Origin of the sequence: Sphingomonas sp., assembly GCF_051962185.1 — a bacterium.
GTDB lineage: Bacteria > Pseudomonadota > Alphaproteobacteria > Sphingomonadales > Sphingomonadaceae > Sphingomonas.
Map to the genome: position 1 here is coordinate 1 of NZ_JBQCCN010000034.1, position 15537 is coordinate 15537.

General features: G+C 67.1%; 18 protein-coding genes and 2 pseudogenes. 12 read left to right on the forward strand and 8 right to left on the reverse strand.

Translation table 11 applies throughout. From position 1 onward, the window contains the following. Both thrS and ACTHJR_RS02445 read right to left on the reverse strand, forming a co-directional pair. Positions 1–1986: threonine--tRNA ligase (gene thrS, locus ACTHJR_RS02440; RefSeq protein ID WP_440521502.1), on the reverse strand; the 1986-nt coding region annotated here is incomplete at its 3' end. Between the two features lie 241 nt (positions 1987–2227). Continuing rightward, positions 2228–2491, reverse strand: coding sequence for a hypothetical protein (locus ACTHJR_RS02445; RefSeq protein ID WP_440521482.1), 264 nt, complete (start codon positions 2489–2491; stop codon positions 2228–2230). 167 nt (positions 2492–2658) lie between these two features. On the opposite strand from ACTHJR_RS02445, the gene ACTHJR_RS02450 reads away from it, so the two are divergent. Next, complete coding sequence (locus ACTHJR_RS02450) at positions 2659–2997, forward strand: hypothetical protein (RefSeq protein WP_440521483.1); 339 nt, start codon at positions 2659–2661, stop codon at positions 2995–2997. A gap of 43 nt (positions 2998–3040) precedes the next feature. On the opposite strand, the gene ACTHJR_RS02455 is transcribed toward ACTHJR_RS02450, so the two are convergent. Together ACTHJR_RS02455 and ACTHJR_RS02460 are read right to left on the reverse strand one after the other, a co-directional pair. After that, entirely contained in the window at positions 3041–3505 is a 465-nt protein-coding gene (locus ACTHJR_RS02455; RefSeq protein WP_440521484.1) for a hypothetical protein, read from the reverse strand. 113 nt (positions 3506–3618) lie between these two features. Further along, a complete protein-coding gene (locus tag ACTHJR_RS02460) occupies positions 3619–4455 on the reverse strand; it encodes an LD-carboxypeptidase (protein ID WP_440521485.1) in 837 nt (278 codons plus the stop codon). Between the two features lie 56 nt (positions 4456–4511). On the opposite strand from ACTHJR_RS02460, the gene ACTHJR_RS02465 reads away from it, so the two are divergent. Further along, a complete protein-coding gene (locus ACTHJR_RS02465; protein ID WP_440521486.1) occupies positions 4512–5912 on the forward strand; it encodes a UDP-N-acetylmuramate--L-alanine ligase in 1401 nt (466 codons plus the stop codon). A 58-nt stretch (positions 5913–5970) separates the two neighbouring features. On the opposite strand, the gene ACTHJR_RS02470 is transcribed toward ACTHJR_RS02465, so the two are convergent. Further along, positions 5971–6666, reverse strand: coding sequence for a hypothetical protein (locus ACTHJR_RS02470; RefSeq protein ID WP_440521487.1), 696 nt, complete (start codon positions 6664–6666; stop codon positions 5971–5973). An 85-nt stretch (positions 6667–6751) separates the two neighbouring features. Further along, the gene (locus ACTHJR_RS02475; RefSeq protein WP_440521488.1) at positions 6752–6958 is read right to left on the reverse strand and encodes a hypothetical protein; all 207 of its coding nucleotides are present in this window, start codon (positions 6956–6958) and stop codon (positions 6752–6754) included. A 187-nt stretch (positions 6959–7145) separates the two neighbouring features. On the opposite strand from ACTHJR_RS02475, the gene ACTHJR_RS02480 reads away from it, so the two are divergent. From ACTHJR_RS02480 to ACTHJR_RS02525, 10 genes and pseudogenes are all read left to right on the forward strand, one after another. Then, the gene (locus ACTHJR_RS02480; protein WP_440521490.1) at positions 7146–7550 is read left to right on the forward strand and encodes a hypothetical protein; all 405 of its coding nucleotides are present in this window, start codon (positions 7146–7148) and stop codon (positions 7548–7550) included. Next, complete coding sequence (locus tag ACTHJR_RS02485; RefSeq protein WP_440521491.1) at positions 7547–7750, forward strand: helix-turn-helix transcriptional regulator; 204 nt, start codon at positions 7547–7549, stop codon at positions 7748–7750. Before ACTHJR_RS02480 ends, ACTHJR_RS02485 begins: the two co-directional genes overlap by 4 nt. 3 nt (positions 7751–7753) lie before the next feature. After that, on the forward strand, positions 7754–8671 hold the full coding sequence (locus ACTHJR_RS02490; RefSeq protein ID WP_440521492.1) for an alpha/beta fold hydrolase: 918 nt from the start codon (positions 7754–7756) through the stop codon (positions 8669–8671). A 254-nt stretch (positions 8672–8925) separates the two neighbouring features. After that, positions 8926–9648: pseudogene (locus ACTHJR_RS02495) on the forward strand (alpha/beta hydrolase). Then, positions 9645–10439: a tetratricopeptide repeat protein gene (locus tag ACTHJR_RS02500; protein ID WP_440521493.1), complete on the forward strand. Its 795-nt coding sequence runs from the start codon at positions 9645–9647 to the stop codon at positions 10437–10439. Before ACTHJR_RS02495 ends, ACTHJR_RS02500 begins: the two are co-directional and overlap by 4 nt. Before the next feature lie 233 nt (positions 10440–10672). Beyond that, entirely contained in the window at positions 10673–11116 is a 444-nt protein-coding gene (locus ACTHJR_RS02505) for a VOC family protein (protein WP_440521494.1), read from the forward strand. 4 nt (positions 11117–11120) lie between these two features. After that, positions 11121–12176 carry an NAD(P)H-dependent flavin oxidoreductase gene (locus tag ACTHJR_RS02510; RefSeq protein WP_440521495.1) on the forward strand — a complete coding sequence of 352 codons (1056 nt, stop codon included), beginning with the start codon at positions 11121–11123 and terminating at the stop codon, positions 12174–12176. Next, positions 12173–12907 (forward strand): hydroxyacylglutathione hydrolase, encoded by a 735-nt coding sequence (gloB, locus tag ACTHJR_RS02515; RefSeq protein ID WP_440521496.1) that lies wholly within the window; start codon positions 12173–12175, stop codon positions 12905–12907. Before ACTHJR_RS02510 ends, gloB begins: the two co-directional genes overlap by 4 nt. A gap of 42 nt (positions 12908–12949) precedes the next feature. Continuing rightward, on the forward strand, positions 12950–13375 hold the full coding sequence (locus ACTHJR_RS02520) for a hypothetical protein (RefSeq protein WP_440521498.1): 426 nt from the start codon (positions 12950–12952) through the stop codon (positions 13373–13375). A 4-nt stretch (positions 13376–13379) separates the two neighbouring features. Then, positions 13380–13772, forward strand: coding sequence for a hypothetical protein (locus ACTHJR_RS02525; RefSeq protein ID WP_440521499.1), 393 nt, complete (start codon positions 13380–13382; stop codon positions 13770–13772). 63 nt (positions 13773–13835) lie between these two features. Here ACTHJR_RS02525 and hslU read toward each other — a convergent pair whose 3' ends face one another. Further along, on the reverse strand, positions 13836–15134 hold the full coding sequence (gene hslU, locus ACTHJR_RS02530; RefSeq protein WP_440521501.1) for an ATP-dependent protease ATPase subunit HslU: 1299 nt from the start codon (positions 15132–15134) through the stop codon (positions 13836–13838). A gap of 152 nt (positions 15135–15286) precedes the next feature. Continuing rightward, positions 15287–15537 (reverse strand): annotated as a pseudogene (locus ACTHJR_RS02535) (HslU--HslV peptidase proteolytic subunit); the annotation flags it as partial.

The window sequence follows — 15537 nt, forward strand, 5'->3', positions numbered from 1 at the left end:
GTACTTCCGCGAGCCGTCCTCTGCGACATAGGTCGCCCCGAGCCGTTCCGGCAGTACGTAATCGAGCTGCAGCGTGCCCACCTGCCATGACCGGCCGATCGCGTCCTTGAGGTGGAACTCGAGCTTCGGGGCGTAGAATGCCCCCTCGCCTGCCGCGATCACGAATTTATGGCCGGTCGCCAGCAGCGCGTCGCCCAGGGCCTTCTCGGCCGCGTTCCAGCGCTCGATCGTGCCGCCGAATTTCTCAGGGCGCGTCGCGAGCTTGATGACCACGTCGGTGAAGCCGAGATCGGTATAGACCGAGTAGAGCAGATTGACGAAATGCTCGATCAGTATGCCGATGAAGCGCTCGTACGAGCCGAAGATCGCGCGGTGCAGCGTCACCGGGCGATGGCGCTCGCCATCCTCCCCGACATAGCGCGCGTCGAGCCGCTCGGGCAGCACGCGGTCCGACTGGATCGTGCCGACTTGCCATGTCCGGCCGATCGCGTCGGTCAGATGCCATTCGAGCTTGGGCGCGTAGAATGCCCCCTCGCCCGGCAGTTCTTCCCAGCCATAGTCTTCGGTGGCCAGACCCGCCTTGACCACCGCGTCGCGCAACTCGGCCTCGGCCTTGTCCCACATCTCCTCGGTGCCGAAGCGCTTGTCGGGGCGGAGCGCCAGCTTGATCGAATATTTGAACCCGAAGTCGCGATAGATGCGGTCGGCCAGGCGGCAGAAATCCTGCACTTCCTCGACGATCTGGTCCTCGCGGCAGAAGATGTGCGCATCGTCCTGGGTGAACTGGCGCACGCGCATCAGGCCGTGCAGCGCGCCATGCGGCTCGTTGCGGTGGCAGCAACCATTCTCGTAGAACCGCAGCGGCAGCTCGCGATACGACTTGATCCCCTGGCGGAAGATCAGGACGTGCGCCGGGCAGTTCATCGGCTTCAAGGCCATCCACTCGGCATGATCCGAGACCAAAGGCCCCTCTTCCTCGACATTGGGCACTTCGTCGGGGATGACGAACATGTTCTCGCGATACTTGCCCCAATGCCCGGACTGCTCCCATTGGCGCGCGTCCATCACCTGCGGCGTCTTGACCTCGCGATAGCCCGCGGCGTCGATCGCGCGGCGCATATAGGCCTCCAGCTCGCGCCAGATCATATAGCCCTTGGGGTGCCAGAACACGCTGCCATGCGCCTCGGCCTGGAGGTGGAACAGATCCATCTCCTGCCCCAGCTTGCGGTGATCGCGCTTTGCCGCCTCTTCCAGCCGGAAGAGATGCTCGTCGAGCTGCTTCTTGTTGAGCCAGCCCGTGCCGTAGATGCGCGAGAGCATCGCATTGTTCTGGTCGCCGCGCCAATAGGCGCCCGAAACCCTTGTGAGTTTGAACGCATTGGGATCGAGCTTGCCGGTCGAGGCCAAGTGCGGCCCGCGGCACATGTCGAGCCACGCGTCCCCGCGATTGCCGGCCTTGTAGACCGTCAGTTCCTCGCCCTCGGGCAATTCGGCGGCCCATTCGGCCTTGAACGTCTCGCCCTGCTTCTTCCAGCGCGCGATCAGGTCGGCGCGGCTCCACACTTCGCGGATCAGCGGCTCGTTGGCGGCGATGATGCGGCGCATCTCGGCCTCGATCGCGGGCAGTTCCTCCTCGGTGAAGGGGCCGTGCGCGGCCGTCGGGGCGAAATCGTAGTAGAAGCCGTCGTCGGTCGCCGGCCCGAAGGTGATCTGCGTGCCCGGGAACAGGTTCTGCACCGCTTCGGCCAGGATGTGCGCGAAGTCGTGCCGCGCCAGTTCGAGCGCGTCCTTCTCGTCCTTGTTCGTGACGAGCGCCAACCGGGCGTTCCCCTCGAACGGGCGCATGATGTCGCGCAATTCGCCATCGACGCGCGCGGCGATCGCCGCCTTGGCGAGGCCGGGACCGATCGCGGCGGCGATGTCGGCCGGGGTCGTGCCGGGCGCAACCTCGCGAACCGAGCCGTCGGGGAGCGTGATCGAGAGCATTTCCATGATCGTTCCTGTCAGTTGCGCGCGCCTATGCACGCCCGGGCGGCCGAGGGAAAGACTGGAACGGGGGAGCGGACGCCGACCTCACCCGTTCCCGGGCGAGGCAATCGGCGTGCGCGTCAGTCGCGCGCGCCGAACACCCCCCGGAAAGCCGGGGTGGTGGTAGTAGTCGTCGAGGCGAACGCGCGGTTCATGGCGGGCGATATAGGTCTAACCGGTTAAGGAATCCAGCCGCCGCTCACTGCTTGTTGTCGGCCGCGTGCTTGAGCTGCCATTCGATCGATCCCCACAGATGCGCGGTGTGCGCCGCGACCGCATCGCGCAGCGCCTTGGCATTGGCGGTCGAAGCATCGAGCTGATCGACCGAGGAGACGTTCGCCTGCTTCAGCTGGCCGGCAGTGGCGACCGGATCGGGGTCGTTGCTCAGCAGCGAGAGCCACGCGCCCTCGACCGCGATGCGCAACGCGACCAATTGGGCCTGCAGGTCGGCGATATCGTCCATGATCCACTTCCTCGAAAATCTTGGGCGCGCCTATGCCCGCCCCGATGAGCGATGGAAAGAGCGCGTGCCGCGACTGTTCTCCATAATCAGCCCTTGTCGCAACGACGACGCATTCGATTTCCGTCCAGCACGGAACGCGGGCTAAACGGCGCACAGGAGGATCGCCGATGGACCAGAATGTCATCCTGCGCCGCTGGTCGGCCCGGATCCGTACCGCCGACGAAGCGGACTATATCGCCTATATCGCCGGTACCGGCCTTGATGATTATCGCGCGACGCCGGGCAATCTCGGCGCGCAGATGCTGGTCCGCACGCTCGGCAATGGCGAAAGCGAGGTCACGACCTTGAGCTGGTGGGCATCGATCGGCGCGATCGCGGCCTTTGCCGGCGCGGACATCGACCGCGCTCGTTACTATCCCGAGGACGACCGCTTCCTGCTCACCCGCCCCGACCATGTCGAGCATCACCGCGTGGTCGGCGGCACGGAAATGGCCCCTATCGGCTGATCGATCAGGCGCCGTCCGAACCCTCGGCCGGACATGGTCGCGATCAGGCCGCCTGAACGCCGACCGCGGCGGTCCGGCGCGCGCGCAGGCGGGCATGGTCGGCATCGCTCAGCCCCGGTGAGAGCATCGCTCTGACCTGCGCGATATGACCTCGCACGCGGCTGTTGAACCACGTCACCTTGGGCGCGACCATGTCCCAGTCGAGCGGCGCGGATTCCATCCGGCCGACGAAGTCGCGGACGTTGAATCGCAGGTCCTCGGTCAACGCGATACATTCGACCTTGAGTTCATTGACTCGCGCGCGGGTCGCCGCATCCGCGCCGTCCAGCATCGGCGCGAACACCTCGCGGTGGACGAACAATTGATAGGAGGCGATGACCAGCGCCGAATCGGCGATGCGACGCTGGACGAGGTCGATGGTAGCCGGATCGCGCGCGGCCATCAGGGCATCGCCCTCGGCCATCATCTGCTCGATCTTGGCGTGATATTCTTCCAGCGTCTGCGGCATCGTGACCCCTCGATCACGCCACGGCTAATGTGAATTGGTTAGCAAAGGCTTGGGGAAACATGGGGCGCCACGCCATTATCCTCAAAATGGGTACGCTTTCGGCGAGGCATGGATCAGCCGCGCGGAATGATCTGACCGAACGGCACGACATGATTGTTCATGTCGTGCCCGATCAGCGCGCGGCCCTCGTACGGCACCTTCATGACCTTGCTCCAATCCCAGGCGATCTGGTCGGGCGTGTGACCGAAATCCGCTTGGCCGTCGGCCGGCGGCAAGGTGATCGAGCCGACCCGTAGCGCGGCGATGCCGGACAATTGGGTGGCATTCGCGACGTGGAACATCATCCGGTCGACGCGATACAGATGCTCGCTGACTTCTTCGACCAGCAAATCATGGTCGGCGAGATCGGGCAGCCACGGCGTCCCGATCAGCGCGTCCAGGATGGACAGGTTGAATGCCGCCGCCGGCCGGCCCGAGCCGATGATGCCCGGCTCCAGCGCCGATTTGTCGCCATGGACCAGCCAGCCCAGCGTCCGCCTGACCGATGCGCCGTTGTCCTTGCGCGTCACGTCGATCGGCATCGGCCCATGGATCGGCTTGCCGACCTTGCGCGCATAGAGCGCCCCGAGCAGGAACCCCATATCCGAATAGCCGATGTACGACTTGCGCTTTGCCGCTTCCTCCAGATGCGGAAAGATCAGCGTGAACAGCCGGTTGGAGCCGTAGCCGCCACGCGCGAACCACAAGGCATGGACGCTCGGGTCGTTGGCATATTTGAGGAAGGTGTCGGCGCGCATCTGGTCGGGGCCGGCCCAGGTATGGCCGCCGCCCGATGCGTAGCATTGCGGATCGATCACCAGCTCCACGCCATAGTCGGCGGCGATCGCCGGCAGCGCGTCGAGCGAATGCTCCTCGACCCGGTTTGCGGGCGCCATCACCGCTATTTTCATTTGCCCTGCCGCCCCGTGCTTGCCGTCATCATCGAAAGCGGGGATAGCCCGGCGCAATGGACATGAGCAAACCCTGTTTCTTTGTCGGCATCGGCGGGTCCGGCATGATGCCGCTGGCGATGATCCTGGCGGCGCGCGGCGCGACCGTCGCCGGATCGGACCGCAGCCTCGACCAGGCGCGGCTGCCGGCCAAGTTCGATTACCTCCGCGATCTGGGCGTCGAGTTGTTCCCGCAGGACGGCAGCGGCATCACCTCGCCCGACCAGATCGTCGTCGCCTCGGCGGCGATCGAGCCGACCGTTCCCGACATGGTGGCCGCCGACAATCTGGGCTGCGCGCGCCGAACCCGCGCGGAAATGCTCGCCGATCTGTTCAACGCCAGCCCCATGCCGATCGGCGTCGCCGGGACCAGCGGCAAGTCGACCGTGACCGGCATGATCGGCTGGATCCTCCATGCCCTGGGCCGCGATCCGTCGGTGATGAACGGCGCGGTGATGAAGAATTTCGCGTCGCCCCACGCGCCGTTCGCCAGCGCTTTGGTCGGCGGCGGCAACGCCTTCGTCAGCGAGGTCGACGAGAGCGACGGCTCGATCGCCTTGTTCAGCCCGCGCATCGCGGTGCTCAACAACGTCAGCCTCGACCACAAGAGTCTCGACGAGCTCAACCGATTGTTCGGCGACTTCATCGCCAAGGCCGAGAAAGCGGTCATCAATCTCGACAATGCGGACGGTGCGCGGCTCGCCGGAACGCTGCCCGCCGATCGCGTGCTGGGTTTCGCGATCGAGGCGGATGCCGAGATCACCGCGACCGACATCGTCGAGAAACCCTATGGCGCCTGCTTCACGCTCGTCATCAAGGGGCGCGACCCGGTCGAGGTCGAGCTGCAGGTACCGGGCCGCCACAACATCGCCAACGCGCTCGCCGCGATCGGCGCCTGCTGTGCCGCCGGCGTCGCGCCCGACGAGGCGGCGGTGGCGATCGGCGGCTTCACCGGGCTGCGCCGCCGCTTCGAACTGGTCGGCGAGACCAACGACATCGCCGTGCTCGACGATTTCGGGCACAATCCCGACAAGATCGCCGCGACCCTGACCACGCTCCACGCTTTTCCCGGCCGGCTGATCGTCCTGTTCCAGCCGCACGGTTATGGCCCCCTCAAGGTCATGCGCCGCGAATTGGTCGCCGCCTTCGCCCAGGGCCTGGCGCCCGACGACGTGCTGATCCTGCCCGACCCGGCTTATTATGGCGGCACCGTGACTCGCGAAGTGACCAGCGCCGACATCGTCGCCGACGTGCAGGCGGCGGGCCGCAACGCCCGTCACATCGCCGACCGCGCCGAGGCGGGAGCGCTGGCCGCCGATCTCGCCCGGCCCGGCGACCGCGTCGTCGTCATGGGCGCGCGCGACGACACGCTGAGCCTGCTCGCCGGCGATATCCTGGCGCGGATCGCGGCGGCCTGACAAACAGGAAAGGGCCGCGCGGCGCGAACCGCACGGCCCCTTCGTCGCGGTCGATATCTTACTTGGTCGCCGACGCGGGCTGCGCCGTGGCCTGGGGAGCTGCGGCCGTCGTAGCCGGCATAGCGGCCGGCGCCGGCGCCGCCGAGGCCCCGGCCGGCACCATCACCGGAATCACCGAGGTCGTGTAGACCTTGAGCTCACGACCCTGCTCGACGATCGCGCTCTTGCCGGTGACGAGTGCGCCGAACACGCCGACCGCGACCACCGCGCCGACCGCGGCGCCGGTATTGCCCTTGCCTTCCTGACGGAACTTGCCAGCCAGGGCATAGCGATGGCCGGCGAGGTCGAAGCTGCGAATCTCATATTCCATCTTCGCCGATTTGCCGAACGCGCCCTTGCCGGTGCGCCAGGTGACGACACCGTTGACCGGGGTGCCCTTCGGGATGACCACGACGTTGCCCAGCATCACGTCGTAGGCGACGGTCGCAAGAAAGGTCGAACCTTCGCGCGCCTTTTTCGAATTGAGCTCCGAATTCATCCGCACGACCACTTCGCTGTTGGTCGGAAGCACCGCGTCGGCGGCGATGGTCGGCGTGGTCGGCGCGACGCCCGCGGGCCAGCTCGCGGCGATCGGCTGCGCAGCACCGGCCGGCGCGTCCACGTTAACCGGCGCGGCATTCTTGTCCTTGGCGATGACGGGCGCCGAGGCGCACACCAACACGGCCGCCGTGGCGGTCAGAACCGACTTCTTCATGCGTACCCCCTTCAAAGCGAATCGCCTGCCCCCAGGCGATTATGCCGATGTATTATCCGGATATCGTGGCTGAGCCACCGTCTATTTACCCGTTCCGGGCGTCGCGCTGATCGGTCAGCAAAGGCCGGCCGTGGCGGGTGAACAATTTGTTCCAGAGCCGAAGTTGAGCGGCATGCCGCGCCGCGCGACGGCGACGTCGCTTGCGGTGCCGATCTAGCTGGATCAGCCGAACGGCAAAAAGCATCGCAACGGCCAGCACCGACGCTGCCGCGAGCGCGTAAAAGAGATCCATGGCGTTTCCCCCCGCGCGTCACTGTGTAGCAGCGGAGCCGGGCAGGCTCCATCACCCAAGTTAGCGCGATTATGGGACAGACCGCGACGGCAGAGGACAAGCGCGTCCGACTTTTTGTAAAGCTCACTTGACTGACAAGCGCGCTTTACTGTAAAGCTCACTTTACCGATTCGAAAGGAGCCTTTACATGGCATGGAGCCCCGCCAACCGGCGATACAATGTCAGGGTCGTGATCCTCAGTCTGATCTACGCCGCCTTCCTGCTGGCCGCGGTGTATGCATTCAAACACCATCTGGTCAGCGGTATCGGCGCCTGGGCCGTCGCGATTCTGCCCGCGCTGCCGATCGTCGGCATCTTCGCCGCCATCGGCCTCTATCTGGTCGAGGAGCAGGACGAATATGTCCGCATGCTGATGGTCCGCCAGACGCTCTGGGCGTCGGGTTTTTCGCTCAGCATCGCCACCGTCTGGGGATTTCTCGAAAGTTTCGAAATGGTCAGTCATGTCGAGGTCTATTGGGTCTCGGTCCTGTGGTTCGGCGGGCTCGGGCTCGGCTCGTTCGCCAACAAGCTGACGATCGGGAGGGCGCGATGAACAACCGCCTCAAGGTGCTGCGCGCCGAGCGCGACTGGAGCCAGGGCGACCTCGCCGACAAGCTCGAGGTCAGCCGCCAGAGCGTCAACGCGATCGAGACCGGCCGCTACGACCCCTCGCTCCCCCTCGCCTTCAAGATCGCCGAACTGTTCGACCTCGCGATCGAAGACATCTTCGTTTCTCCGTCCAAGGAAGCCTAAACCATGAACAATTTCACCCTTCGCTTCGCCGTCGCCGTGCTCGCGCCGCTCGCCATCCTCCAGCCCACCGCCGGGCATTGCGCGCCGGCCCCGGCCGCCAGCGCCGCCCCGGCCCAGGGCGAAGTCCGGATGGATCACATCTCCGTCACCGAGATCGGCAAGGGGTCGCCGATCATCCTGATCCCCGGCCTGTCCTCGCCCCGCGCGGTGTGGGACGGCGTGGTGCCGACGCTGGCCAAGACGCATCGCGTCGTGCTGGTCCAGGTCAACGGGTTCGCCGGCGACGATGCCGGCGCCAATCTGAAGCCGGGCGTGCTCGACGGTATCGTCGCCGACCTCCACGCCTATGTCGCCAGGAACCGGCTGCAGGGCGCCGCCGTGGTCGGCCATTCGATGGGCGGGCTGGTCGGGCTGATGCTGGCAAAGGCGCAACCGGGCGATGTCGGCAAGCTGATGATCGTCGACTCGCTGCCCTGGTACGGCATGCTGTTCGGCCCGACCGCGACGGTCGAGGCGGTCACGCCGCAGGCGGCGGCGATGCGCGATCGCTTCACCGCGAGCTATGGCAAGCCCGACCCCGCCGCCAACCAGGCGCTGGCGGCGCGCTTCGCGCTCCGCCCCGACGCCCAGGCCAAGGTCGCGGGATGGATGGGCAAGACCGACGTCCGCGTCTCGGCCGAGGCGATGTACGAGGACATGATCACCGACCTGCGCGGCGACATGGGCAAGATCGCGACGCCGATCACGATGCTCTATCCGACCTCCGCCGCACTGCCGAAGGCGGTCGCCGAGCCGCTCTACAGCGCGGCCTACAAGGACGCGCCGCACGCGACCCTGGTCGAGGTGCCCGACAGCGCGCATTTCATCATGCTCGACCAGCCGGAGCTGTTCCTGAAGACGGTGACCGCGTTCGCTGGGTGATTCTTCTGGTCGCTTGACCGAAAATCCTCCCCAAGCTCGCTTGGGGAGGGGGACCATTTGCGCAGCAAATGGTGGACGGGATGTCCTGTCCTCGCCGCTGCGCGGCTGCGGCCCCTCCACCAAGCAGCTTCGCCTCTTGGTCCCCCTCCCCCTCTTCGATGGGGAGGATTTGGTTCGCCTTGCCTTGTGTGACCGACATTCTCGGTGAGCGGGAGGGGCTTTTTTGTTTTGAGAGGGGCTCCTACAGCCCTCCCATGACCGACACCGCTCCCCGCCCCGCGCTCGCTTATCACCTCACCGTCGGCAAGGGCCCGCCGGTCGTGTTCCTGCCCGGTTATGCCAGCGACATGAGCGGCTCGAAGGCGGTCGCGCTGGAGGAATGGGCGAAGGCGGTGGGGCGGACCTATCTGCGCTTCGATTATGCCGGCTGCGGCGAGAGCGAAGGCGATTTCGCCGACCAGAAACTGACCGATTGGCGCGACGACGTGCTGGCGATGCTCGACCTGCTCGCCGAGCCGGCGATCCTGGTCGGGTCGTCGATGGGCGGCTGGCTGATGCTGATGATCGCGCGCGACCATCCCGAACTGGTCGCGGCGCTGGTCGGGATCGCGCCGGCGCCCGACTTCACCGACTGGGGCTTCACGATGGACGACAAGATGAAGCTGCTCCAGGAGGGCCAGCTCGAACGCCCGTCGCCTTAGTCGGACCACCCCACGCTCTACACCAGCCGCTTCTGGCAATCGGGCGAGGCGTCGCGCCTGACCGCCGGGCCGCTGGCGATCGATTGCCCGGTGCGCATCCTCCACGGCGTCAACGACCGCGACGTGCCCTATCATCGCACGCTCCACCTGATGCAGATTCTGCGTTCAGCCGACGTGCAGGTGGCGCTGGTCAAGGATGGCGACCACCGATTGTCGCGCGATCAGGACATTGCGCTGCTGATCGGCACGATCGAAGGACTGTCGCCGCGCCCATGATCCTGCTCCCGCTGATGCTCCAGGCCGGGTCGACCCCGACGCTCACCCCCATCGAGCAACGCTATCGTTCCTGCCTCGCGCTCGCGAGCAGCGACCCCAAGGCGGCAGAGGCCGAAGCCGACCGCTTCCGTCTCGCCGGCGGCGGGGCCAGGGCGCGGCAATGCCAGGGCATGGCCTATGCGCAGGAAGCGCGCTGGGGCGAGGCCGCGGCCGCGTTCGAGGCGGCGGCGCGCGATGCCGACGCGACGAAGGATGCACTGGCCGCACGCTATTGGGCGCAGGCGGGCAATGCCTGGCTCGCGGCGGGCCAGCCGGCGAAGGCGCAAACCGCGCTCACCACCGCGATCACCGCGGGCACGCTCGACCCGTTCGGCCGCGGCGAAGCGCTGCTCGACCGGGCGCGGGCGCAAGTCGCGGGCGGCCAGCCGGCATCGGCGCGCAGCGACATCGACGCCGCGCTGGAGGCGGCACCCAAGGACCCGCTCGCCTGGCTGCTGTCGGCGACGCTGGCGCGGCGGACGAACGACCTGACCCGTGCCAAATCCGACATCGCGGAAGCGGTGCGGCTGGCGTCGGACGATGCCTCCGTCCAGCTCGAAGCCGGCAATATCGCCGCTTTGTCGGGCGACGTCGAAGCCGCCAAGGCGGCGTGGCAGGCCGCGGTGAAGCTCGCGCCCGGCACCGCCGCCGGCGTCAGCGCGCGTACCGCGCTCGCGCAATTCGACGCGCCGCCGCCCGCCGCCGCGGCGCCGGCGACACCTGCTCCCGCGCAGAGCCGAGGACCGGCCTAGAAACCATAGGCTGATTGGCACGACCTCCACACTTCCCCGGCGAAGGCCGGGGCCCAGCTTCGGCGACGCGGAGAAGGCGTCCCGCCGTCGACGGAACTTCGCACCTGGGCCCCGCCCTTCGCCGGGAAACGATAGTCCGGCCGGGCCGATCGACTTTCGCGCGATCGGGAACACTGGCGCTACTCCTCTAGCCCCCCTATCTCCCGCGCGCAGCACCAGCAGGGAGAAGAAGGATGAAATATCTCCACACCATGATCCGGGTCAGCGATCCGGACGTGACGGTGAAGTTTTTCGAGCTGCTGGGCCTCAAGGAAGTGCGTCGCTTCGATAACGAGAAGGGCCGCTTCACGCTGATCTTCCTGGCGAGCGAAGAGGATCAGCGGATCGGCGATCATCGCGTCGAGGTCGAACTCACCTACAATTGGCCGGCGGAAGACGGCAGCGCGGAGACCTATTCGGGCGGCCGCAATTTCGGCCACCTCGCCTATCGCGTCGACAATATCTACGAGACGTGCCAGCGGCTGATGGACGCCGGCGTCACGATCAATCGCCCGCCGCGCGACGGCCACATGGCGTTCGTCCGCACCCCCGACAACATCTCGATCGAATTGCTCCAGGATGGCGTGCTCGAGCCCGCCGAGCCCTGGGCGTCGATGCCCAATACCGGCGACTGGTGAGACGGTGAGCAGCGCGACCGATCGCTTCCTTGGCATGACCGGCGCGCGCCTGCCGCTGGTCCAGGCGCCGATGGCCAATTTCGCCGGCAGCGCGCTGGCGATCGCCGCGCTCAGGGCCGGCGCGGTCGGCTCGCTCGCCTGCGCGGTGCTCAGCCCCGACCAAGCGGCCGCCGAAGTCGCCGCCATCCGCGCCGCGGCGCCCGGGCCGATCAACGTCAATTTCTTCAGCCACATCCTGCCGCCGCAGCCCGACGACAGCGCCTGGCGTGAGGCGCTCGCGCCCTTCTACGCGGCCGAGGGCGTCGCGCCGCCGACCACTGTCCCGCCGCTCCGCAAGCCGTTCGACGCTGCGATGGCCGAGATGATCGAGGCGGCGCGGCCGGCGATCGTCAGCTTCCATTTCGGCTTGCCCGAAGCGTCGCTGCTCGATCGCGTCCGCGCGACCGGCGCGCGCGTGTTCGGCAACGCCACCACTCTGGCGGAAGCGCGTTTTCTCGCCGATGCCGGCGTCGACGCGATCATCGCGCAAGGGTTCGAGGCGGGCGGCCATGCCGGGCATTTCCTGGCCGGGCATCGCCCGATCGGCGTGCTCGCGCTGGTTCGCCAGATCGCCGCCAATATCGACCTGCCGGTGATCGCGGCGGGCGGGATCGCCGATCCGGGCGGCGCCAGGGGCGCGATCGCCGCGGGCGCGGCCGCAGTCCAGGTCGGCACCGCCTATCTCCACACGCCGGAAAGCCTGGCCAGCGCGGTGCATCGCGCGCAGCTCGCCGCCGCGGGGCCCGACGACAGCGTGTTCACCAACTTGTTCACCGGCGGTCTCGCACGCGGGCTGCGCAATCGGCTGATCGAGGCGCTGGGGCCGGTCAGCGATCTCGCCCCGCCCTTCCCTTATGCCAGCGCCGCACTGGCGCCGCTCCGCGCCAAGGCGGAGCAGGACGGGCGCGGCGATTATACGTCGCTCTGGGCCGGCCAGGGTGTCGGGCTGTCGCGCGAGGAGCCGGCCGAAACGTTGACCGCGCGGCTCGGCGCCGCCGCGCTCGAAGGAAGCAGGGCATGAGCCATCTCGAGATCGTCCGTATCCCCGCGCTCAGCGACAATTACATCTGGCTGGTCCACGATCCCGACAGCGGCGAGACGATGGTGGTCGACCCCGCCGAGGCGGCACCAGTGCTTGCCGAGGCCGATGCGCGGGGCTGGGCGATCAGCGCGATCTGGAACACACATTGGCACCCCGACCACACCGGCGGCAACGCCGCGATCAAGCAAGCCACCGGCGCCCCGGTGATCGCGCCGGCGGCGGAAGCGGCGAAGATCCCGACCGCCGACCGGCTGGTCGCCGAGGGCGACACGGTGATGCTGGGCAAGCACGTCGCGACCGTGCTGGAAACGCCCGCACACACCGCCGGGCACATCAGCTATCATTTCGCCGACGACGGCGTGGTGTTCACCGGCGACACCCTGTTCGCGATGGGCTGCGGCCGATTGTTCGAGGGGACGGCGGCGCAGATGCACGCCAATTTGCAGCGGCTGGCGCAACTGCCGCCCGAGACGCAGGTCTATTGCGCCCACGAATATACGCTGTCGAACGGCCGCTACGCCCGGGTCGCCGAGCCGGACAATTCGGCGATCGCCGACCGCCTGCGCGAGGTCGAGGCGTTGCGCGAGCGTGGCGAAGCGACGGTGCCGACGACGATCGCGCTCGAACGCGCGACCAATCCTTTCATGCGCGCGCAATCGATTGAACAATTTGCCGAAAGACGCGCCTCTAAGGATGCATTCCGCGGCTGAATCGTTATAGTGTCGGCCGAGGGGATGCGAAGGAGTCGCATTATGCGTAACCGTGTCTTTCCGCTGATGGCGCTAGCACTGGCCGGGGTCGTCGTCGCCTCTTGCGCCATGACCCCCGCCGAAACCACGCGCGTCGCCGATGCCAAGGCGAAGAAAGCGGCCGATCTCGACAAGGCGCTGGCCGGGCTGACGCCGGTCGCGACCAACGATTGCGCGCCGCCGTCGATGCCGCCCTCGTCGCTCAAGGCCTATGGCTCGACCCTGGTGTATACCGTCAACCGCAACCTGAAATACGTCAACGAGACCAGCGGCGGGTGCGAAGCGGTCGAGAATGACGACATCCTGGTGACCCAGTCGCCGGAGGGCCGGCTGTGCCGCGGCGACATCGCGCGCACGGTGATGCCGGGATCGCGCATGCCGACCGGCAGCTGCGCTCTGGGATCCTTCACCACTTATCGCACGAAGTGACGCCATGCGCATTGTGCTGATCCCGATCGTGGCGCTTGGCCTGCTCGGCGCCGCAGCACCCGCCGCGCCACGCGACGAAACGCTGGCCGAAGCGCTGGCCGGGCGGGTTCCGGGAAAGCCGGTCGACTGTATCGACAATCTGCACGTCGACGGGCCGCAGGTCATCGATGCCAAGACGGTGATCTATCGCGAGAGCGGGCGTCGCATCTGGCGCAACGACTTGATCGGCGAATGCCCGGGCCTGCGGCCGATGGATACGCTGGTCGTCGATCTCTACGGCAGTCAATTGTGCCGCAACGACCATTTCCGCGCGTTGTCGCCCGGCGACCGCATTCCCGGCCCGATTTGCCGATTGGGCCGGTTCACGCCCTACGACAAGCCGCCGAAGGCGAAATAGCGGGCGGGCATCCCCGTCGACGCTCGGCGGGGATGCTCCCGGCGGCTGCCGGACTGTGCGCGATCAGAGCACGAAGCGGCTGAGATCGGTGTTGCGCGCGATCGAGGCGAGCTGCTTGTCGACATAAGCGGCGTCGATCGTCAGCGACGAGCCCGAACGGTCCTCGGCATCGAAACTGACTTCCTCGATCAGCTTCTCCATCACCGTCTGCAGCCGGCGCGCGCCGATATTCTCGACCTGGCCGTTCACTTCGGCGGCGATCCTGGCGACCGCGCGGATACCGTCGGGGGTGAACTCTATCGTCACGCCCTCGGTCGCGATCAGCGCCTTGTATTGCTCGGGCAAGGACGCCTTGGTGTCGGACAGGATCGCGACGAAATCGTCCTCGCTCAAGCCCTTCAACTCGACGCGGATCGGCAGGCGTCCCTGCAGCTCGGGCAGCAGGTCCGACGGCTTGGCGACGTGGAACGCCCCGCTCGCGATGAACAGGATGTGGTCGGTCTTCATCGGCCCGTATTTGGTAGCGACGGTGGTGCCCTCGATCAGCGGCAGCAGGTCGCGCTGGACGCCCTCGCGGCTGACCGACCCGCCGCGCACGTCGCTGACCGCGATCTTGTCGATCTCGTCGAGGAACACGATGCCGTTGGATTCGGCATCGGCCAGGGCGACGCGCGCGACGTCCTCCTGGTCGAGCCGCTTGTCGGCCTCTTCCTCGACCAATTTGTCCCAGGCCGAGGGGACGGTCAGCTTGCGGCGCTTGAGCTGTTGCTGGCCGAACGCCTTGCCCATCATCTCGCCCAGGTTGATCATCCCGACCTGGCCGCCGCCGGGCATCTCGAACGGCATCTGGGGCGCGGCCTCCAGTTCGATCTCGATCTCGGTCTCGTTGAGATGGCCGTCCTTGAAGCGCTGGCGGAACGCCTCGCGCGTCGCGTTCGAGCTGTCGCGCCCGGTCAGCGCGTCGAGCAGGCGGTTCATCGCCGCTTCCTCGGCCTTGTCCTTGACCGCGATGCGGCGGCGCTCCTTCTCCAGCCGGATCGCTTCCTCGACCAGGTCGCGGGCGATCTGCTCGACGTCGCGGCCGACATAGCCGACCTCGGTGAACTTGGTCGCCTCGACCTTGACGAACGGCGCGTCGGCCAGCTTGGCCAGACGCCGCGAGATCTCGGTCTTGCCGCAGCCGGTCGGGCCGATCATCAGGATGTTCTTGGGCGTCACCTCGTCGCGCAGATCGGCCGACAGACGCTGCCGGCGCCAGCGATTGCGCAAGGCCACGGCGACCGCCTTCTTGGCCTCGTGCTGGCCGATGATATGGGCGTCGAGCGCGGCGACGATCGCCTTGGGAGTCAGTTTCTCGTTCATGTCGTTCTCGTTCCCCTCCTGCAAGGAGGGGCTAGGGGTGGGTTAGCGGCGGCGGGGCTCGATGCCCCGGCGCCGCTTCGTGTGGCGGGAATAGGAGCTCGCCCATGGCTCGCGCCCACCCCCAGTCCCTCCCTTGCAGGGAGGGGAGTTCTTCAGGTCGCGCTGTCGAGGCTCTCCACGGTCAGCCGGTCGTTGGTATAGACGCAGACGTCGGCGGCGATCTTCATCGCCTTGCGGCAGATCGTCTCGGCATCTTCCTCATATTCGACCAAAGCGCGCGCCGCGGCGAGCGCGTAATTGCCGCCCGACCCGATCGCGGCGATGCCGCCTTCGGGCTCGAGCACGTCGCCATTTCCGGTCAGGATCAGCGTCACGTCCTTGTCGGCGACGATCATCATCGCCT

Excerpts from the sequence above, each read along its gene's own strand:
- ACTHJR_RS02445 (WP_440521482.1), bottom strand. The coding sequence starts at position 2,491 with ATGGACGATATCGCCGACCTGCAGGCCCAATTGGTCGCGTTGCGCATC.
- ACTHJR_RS02450 (WP_440521483.1), top strand. The coding sequence starts at position 2,659 with ATGGACCAGAATGTCATCCTGCGCCGCTGGTCGGCCCGGATCCGTACC.
- ACTHJR_RS02455 (WP_440521484.1), bottom strand. The coding sequence starts at position 3,505 with ATGCCGCAGACGCTGGAAGAATATCACGCCAAGATCGAGCAGATGATG.
- ACTHJR_RS02460 (WP_440521485.1), bottom strand. The coding sequence starts at position 4,455 with ATGAAAATAGCGGTGATGGCGCCCGCAAACCGGGTCGAGGAGCATTCG.
- ACTHJR_RS02465 (WP_440521486.1), top strand. The coding sequence starts at position 4,512 with ATGGACATGAGCAAACCCTGTTTCTTTGTCGGCATCGGCGGGTCCGGC.
- ACTHJR_RS02470 (WP_440521487.1), bottom strand. The coding sequence starts at position 6,666 with ATGAAGAAGTCGGTTCTGACCGCCACGGCGGCCGTGTTGGTGTGCGCC.
- ACTHJR_RS02475 (WP_440521488.1), bottom strand. The coding sequence starts at position 6,958 with ATGGATCTCTTTTACGCGCTCGCGGCAGCGTCGGTGCTGGCCGTTGCG.
- ACTHJR_RS02480 (WP_440521490.1), top strand. The coding sequence starts at position 7,146 with ATGGCATGGAGCCCCGCCAACCGGCGATACAATGTCAGGGTCGTGATC.
- ACTHJR_RS02485 (WP_440521491.1), top strand. The coding sequence starts at position 7,547 with ATGAACAACCGCCTCAAGGTGCTGCGCGCCGAGCGCGACTGGAGCCAG.
- ACTHJR_RS02490 (WP_440521492.1), top strand. The coding sequence starts at position 7,754 with ATGAACAATTTCACCCTTCGCTTCGCCGTCGCCGTGCTCGCGCCGCTC.
- ACTHJR_RS02500 (WP_440521493.1), top strand. The coding sequence starts at position 9,645 with ATGATCCTGCTCCCGCTGATGCTCCAGGCCGGGTCGACCCCGACGCTC.
- ACTHJR_RS02505 (WP_440521494.1), top strand. The coding sequence starts at position 10,673 with ATGAAATATCTCCACACCATGATCCGGGTCAGCGATCCGGACGTGACG.
- gloB (WP_440521496.1), top strand. The coding sequence starts at position 12,173 with ATGAGCCATCTCGAGATCGTCCGTATCCCCGCGCTCAGCGACAATTAC.
- ACTHJR_RS02520 (WP_440521498.1), top strand. The coding sequence starts at position 12,950 with ATGCGTAACCGTGTCTTTCCGCTGATGGCGCTAGCACTGGCCGGGGTC.
- ACTHJR_RS02525 (WP_440521499.1), top strand. The coding sequence starts at position 13,380 with ATGCGCATTGTGCTGATCCCGATCGTGGCGCTTGGCCTGCTCGGCGCC.
- hslU (WP_440521501.1), bottom strand. The coding sequence starts at position 15,134 with ATGAACGAGAAACTGACTCCCAAGGCGATCGTCGCCGCGCTCGACGCC.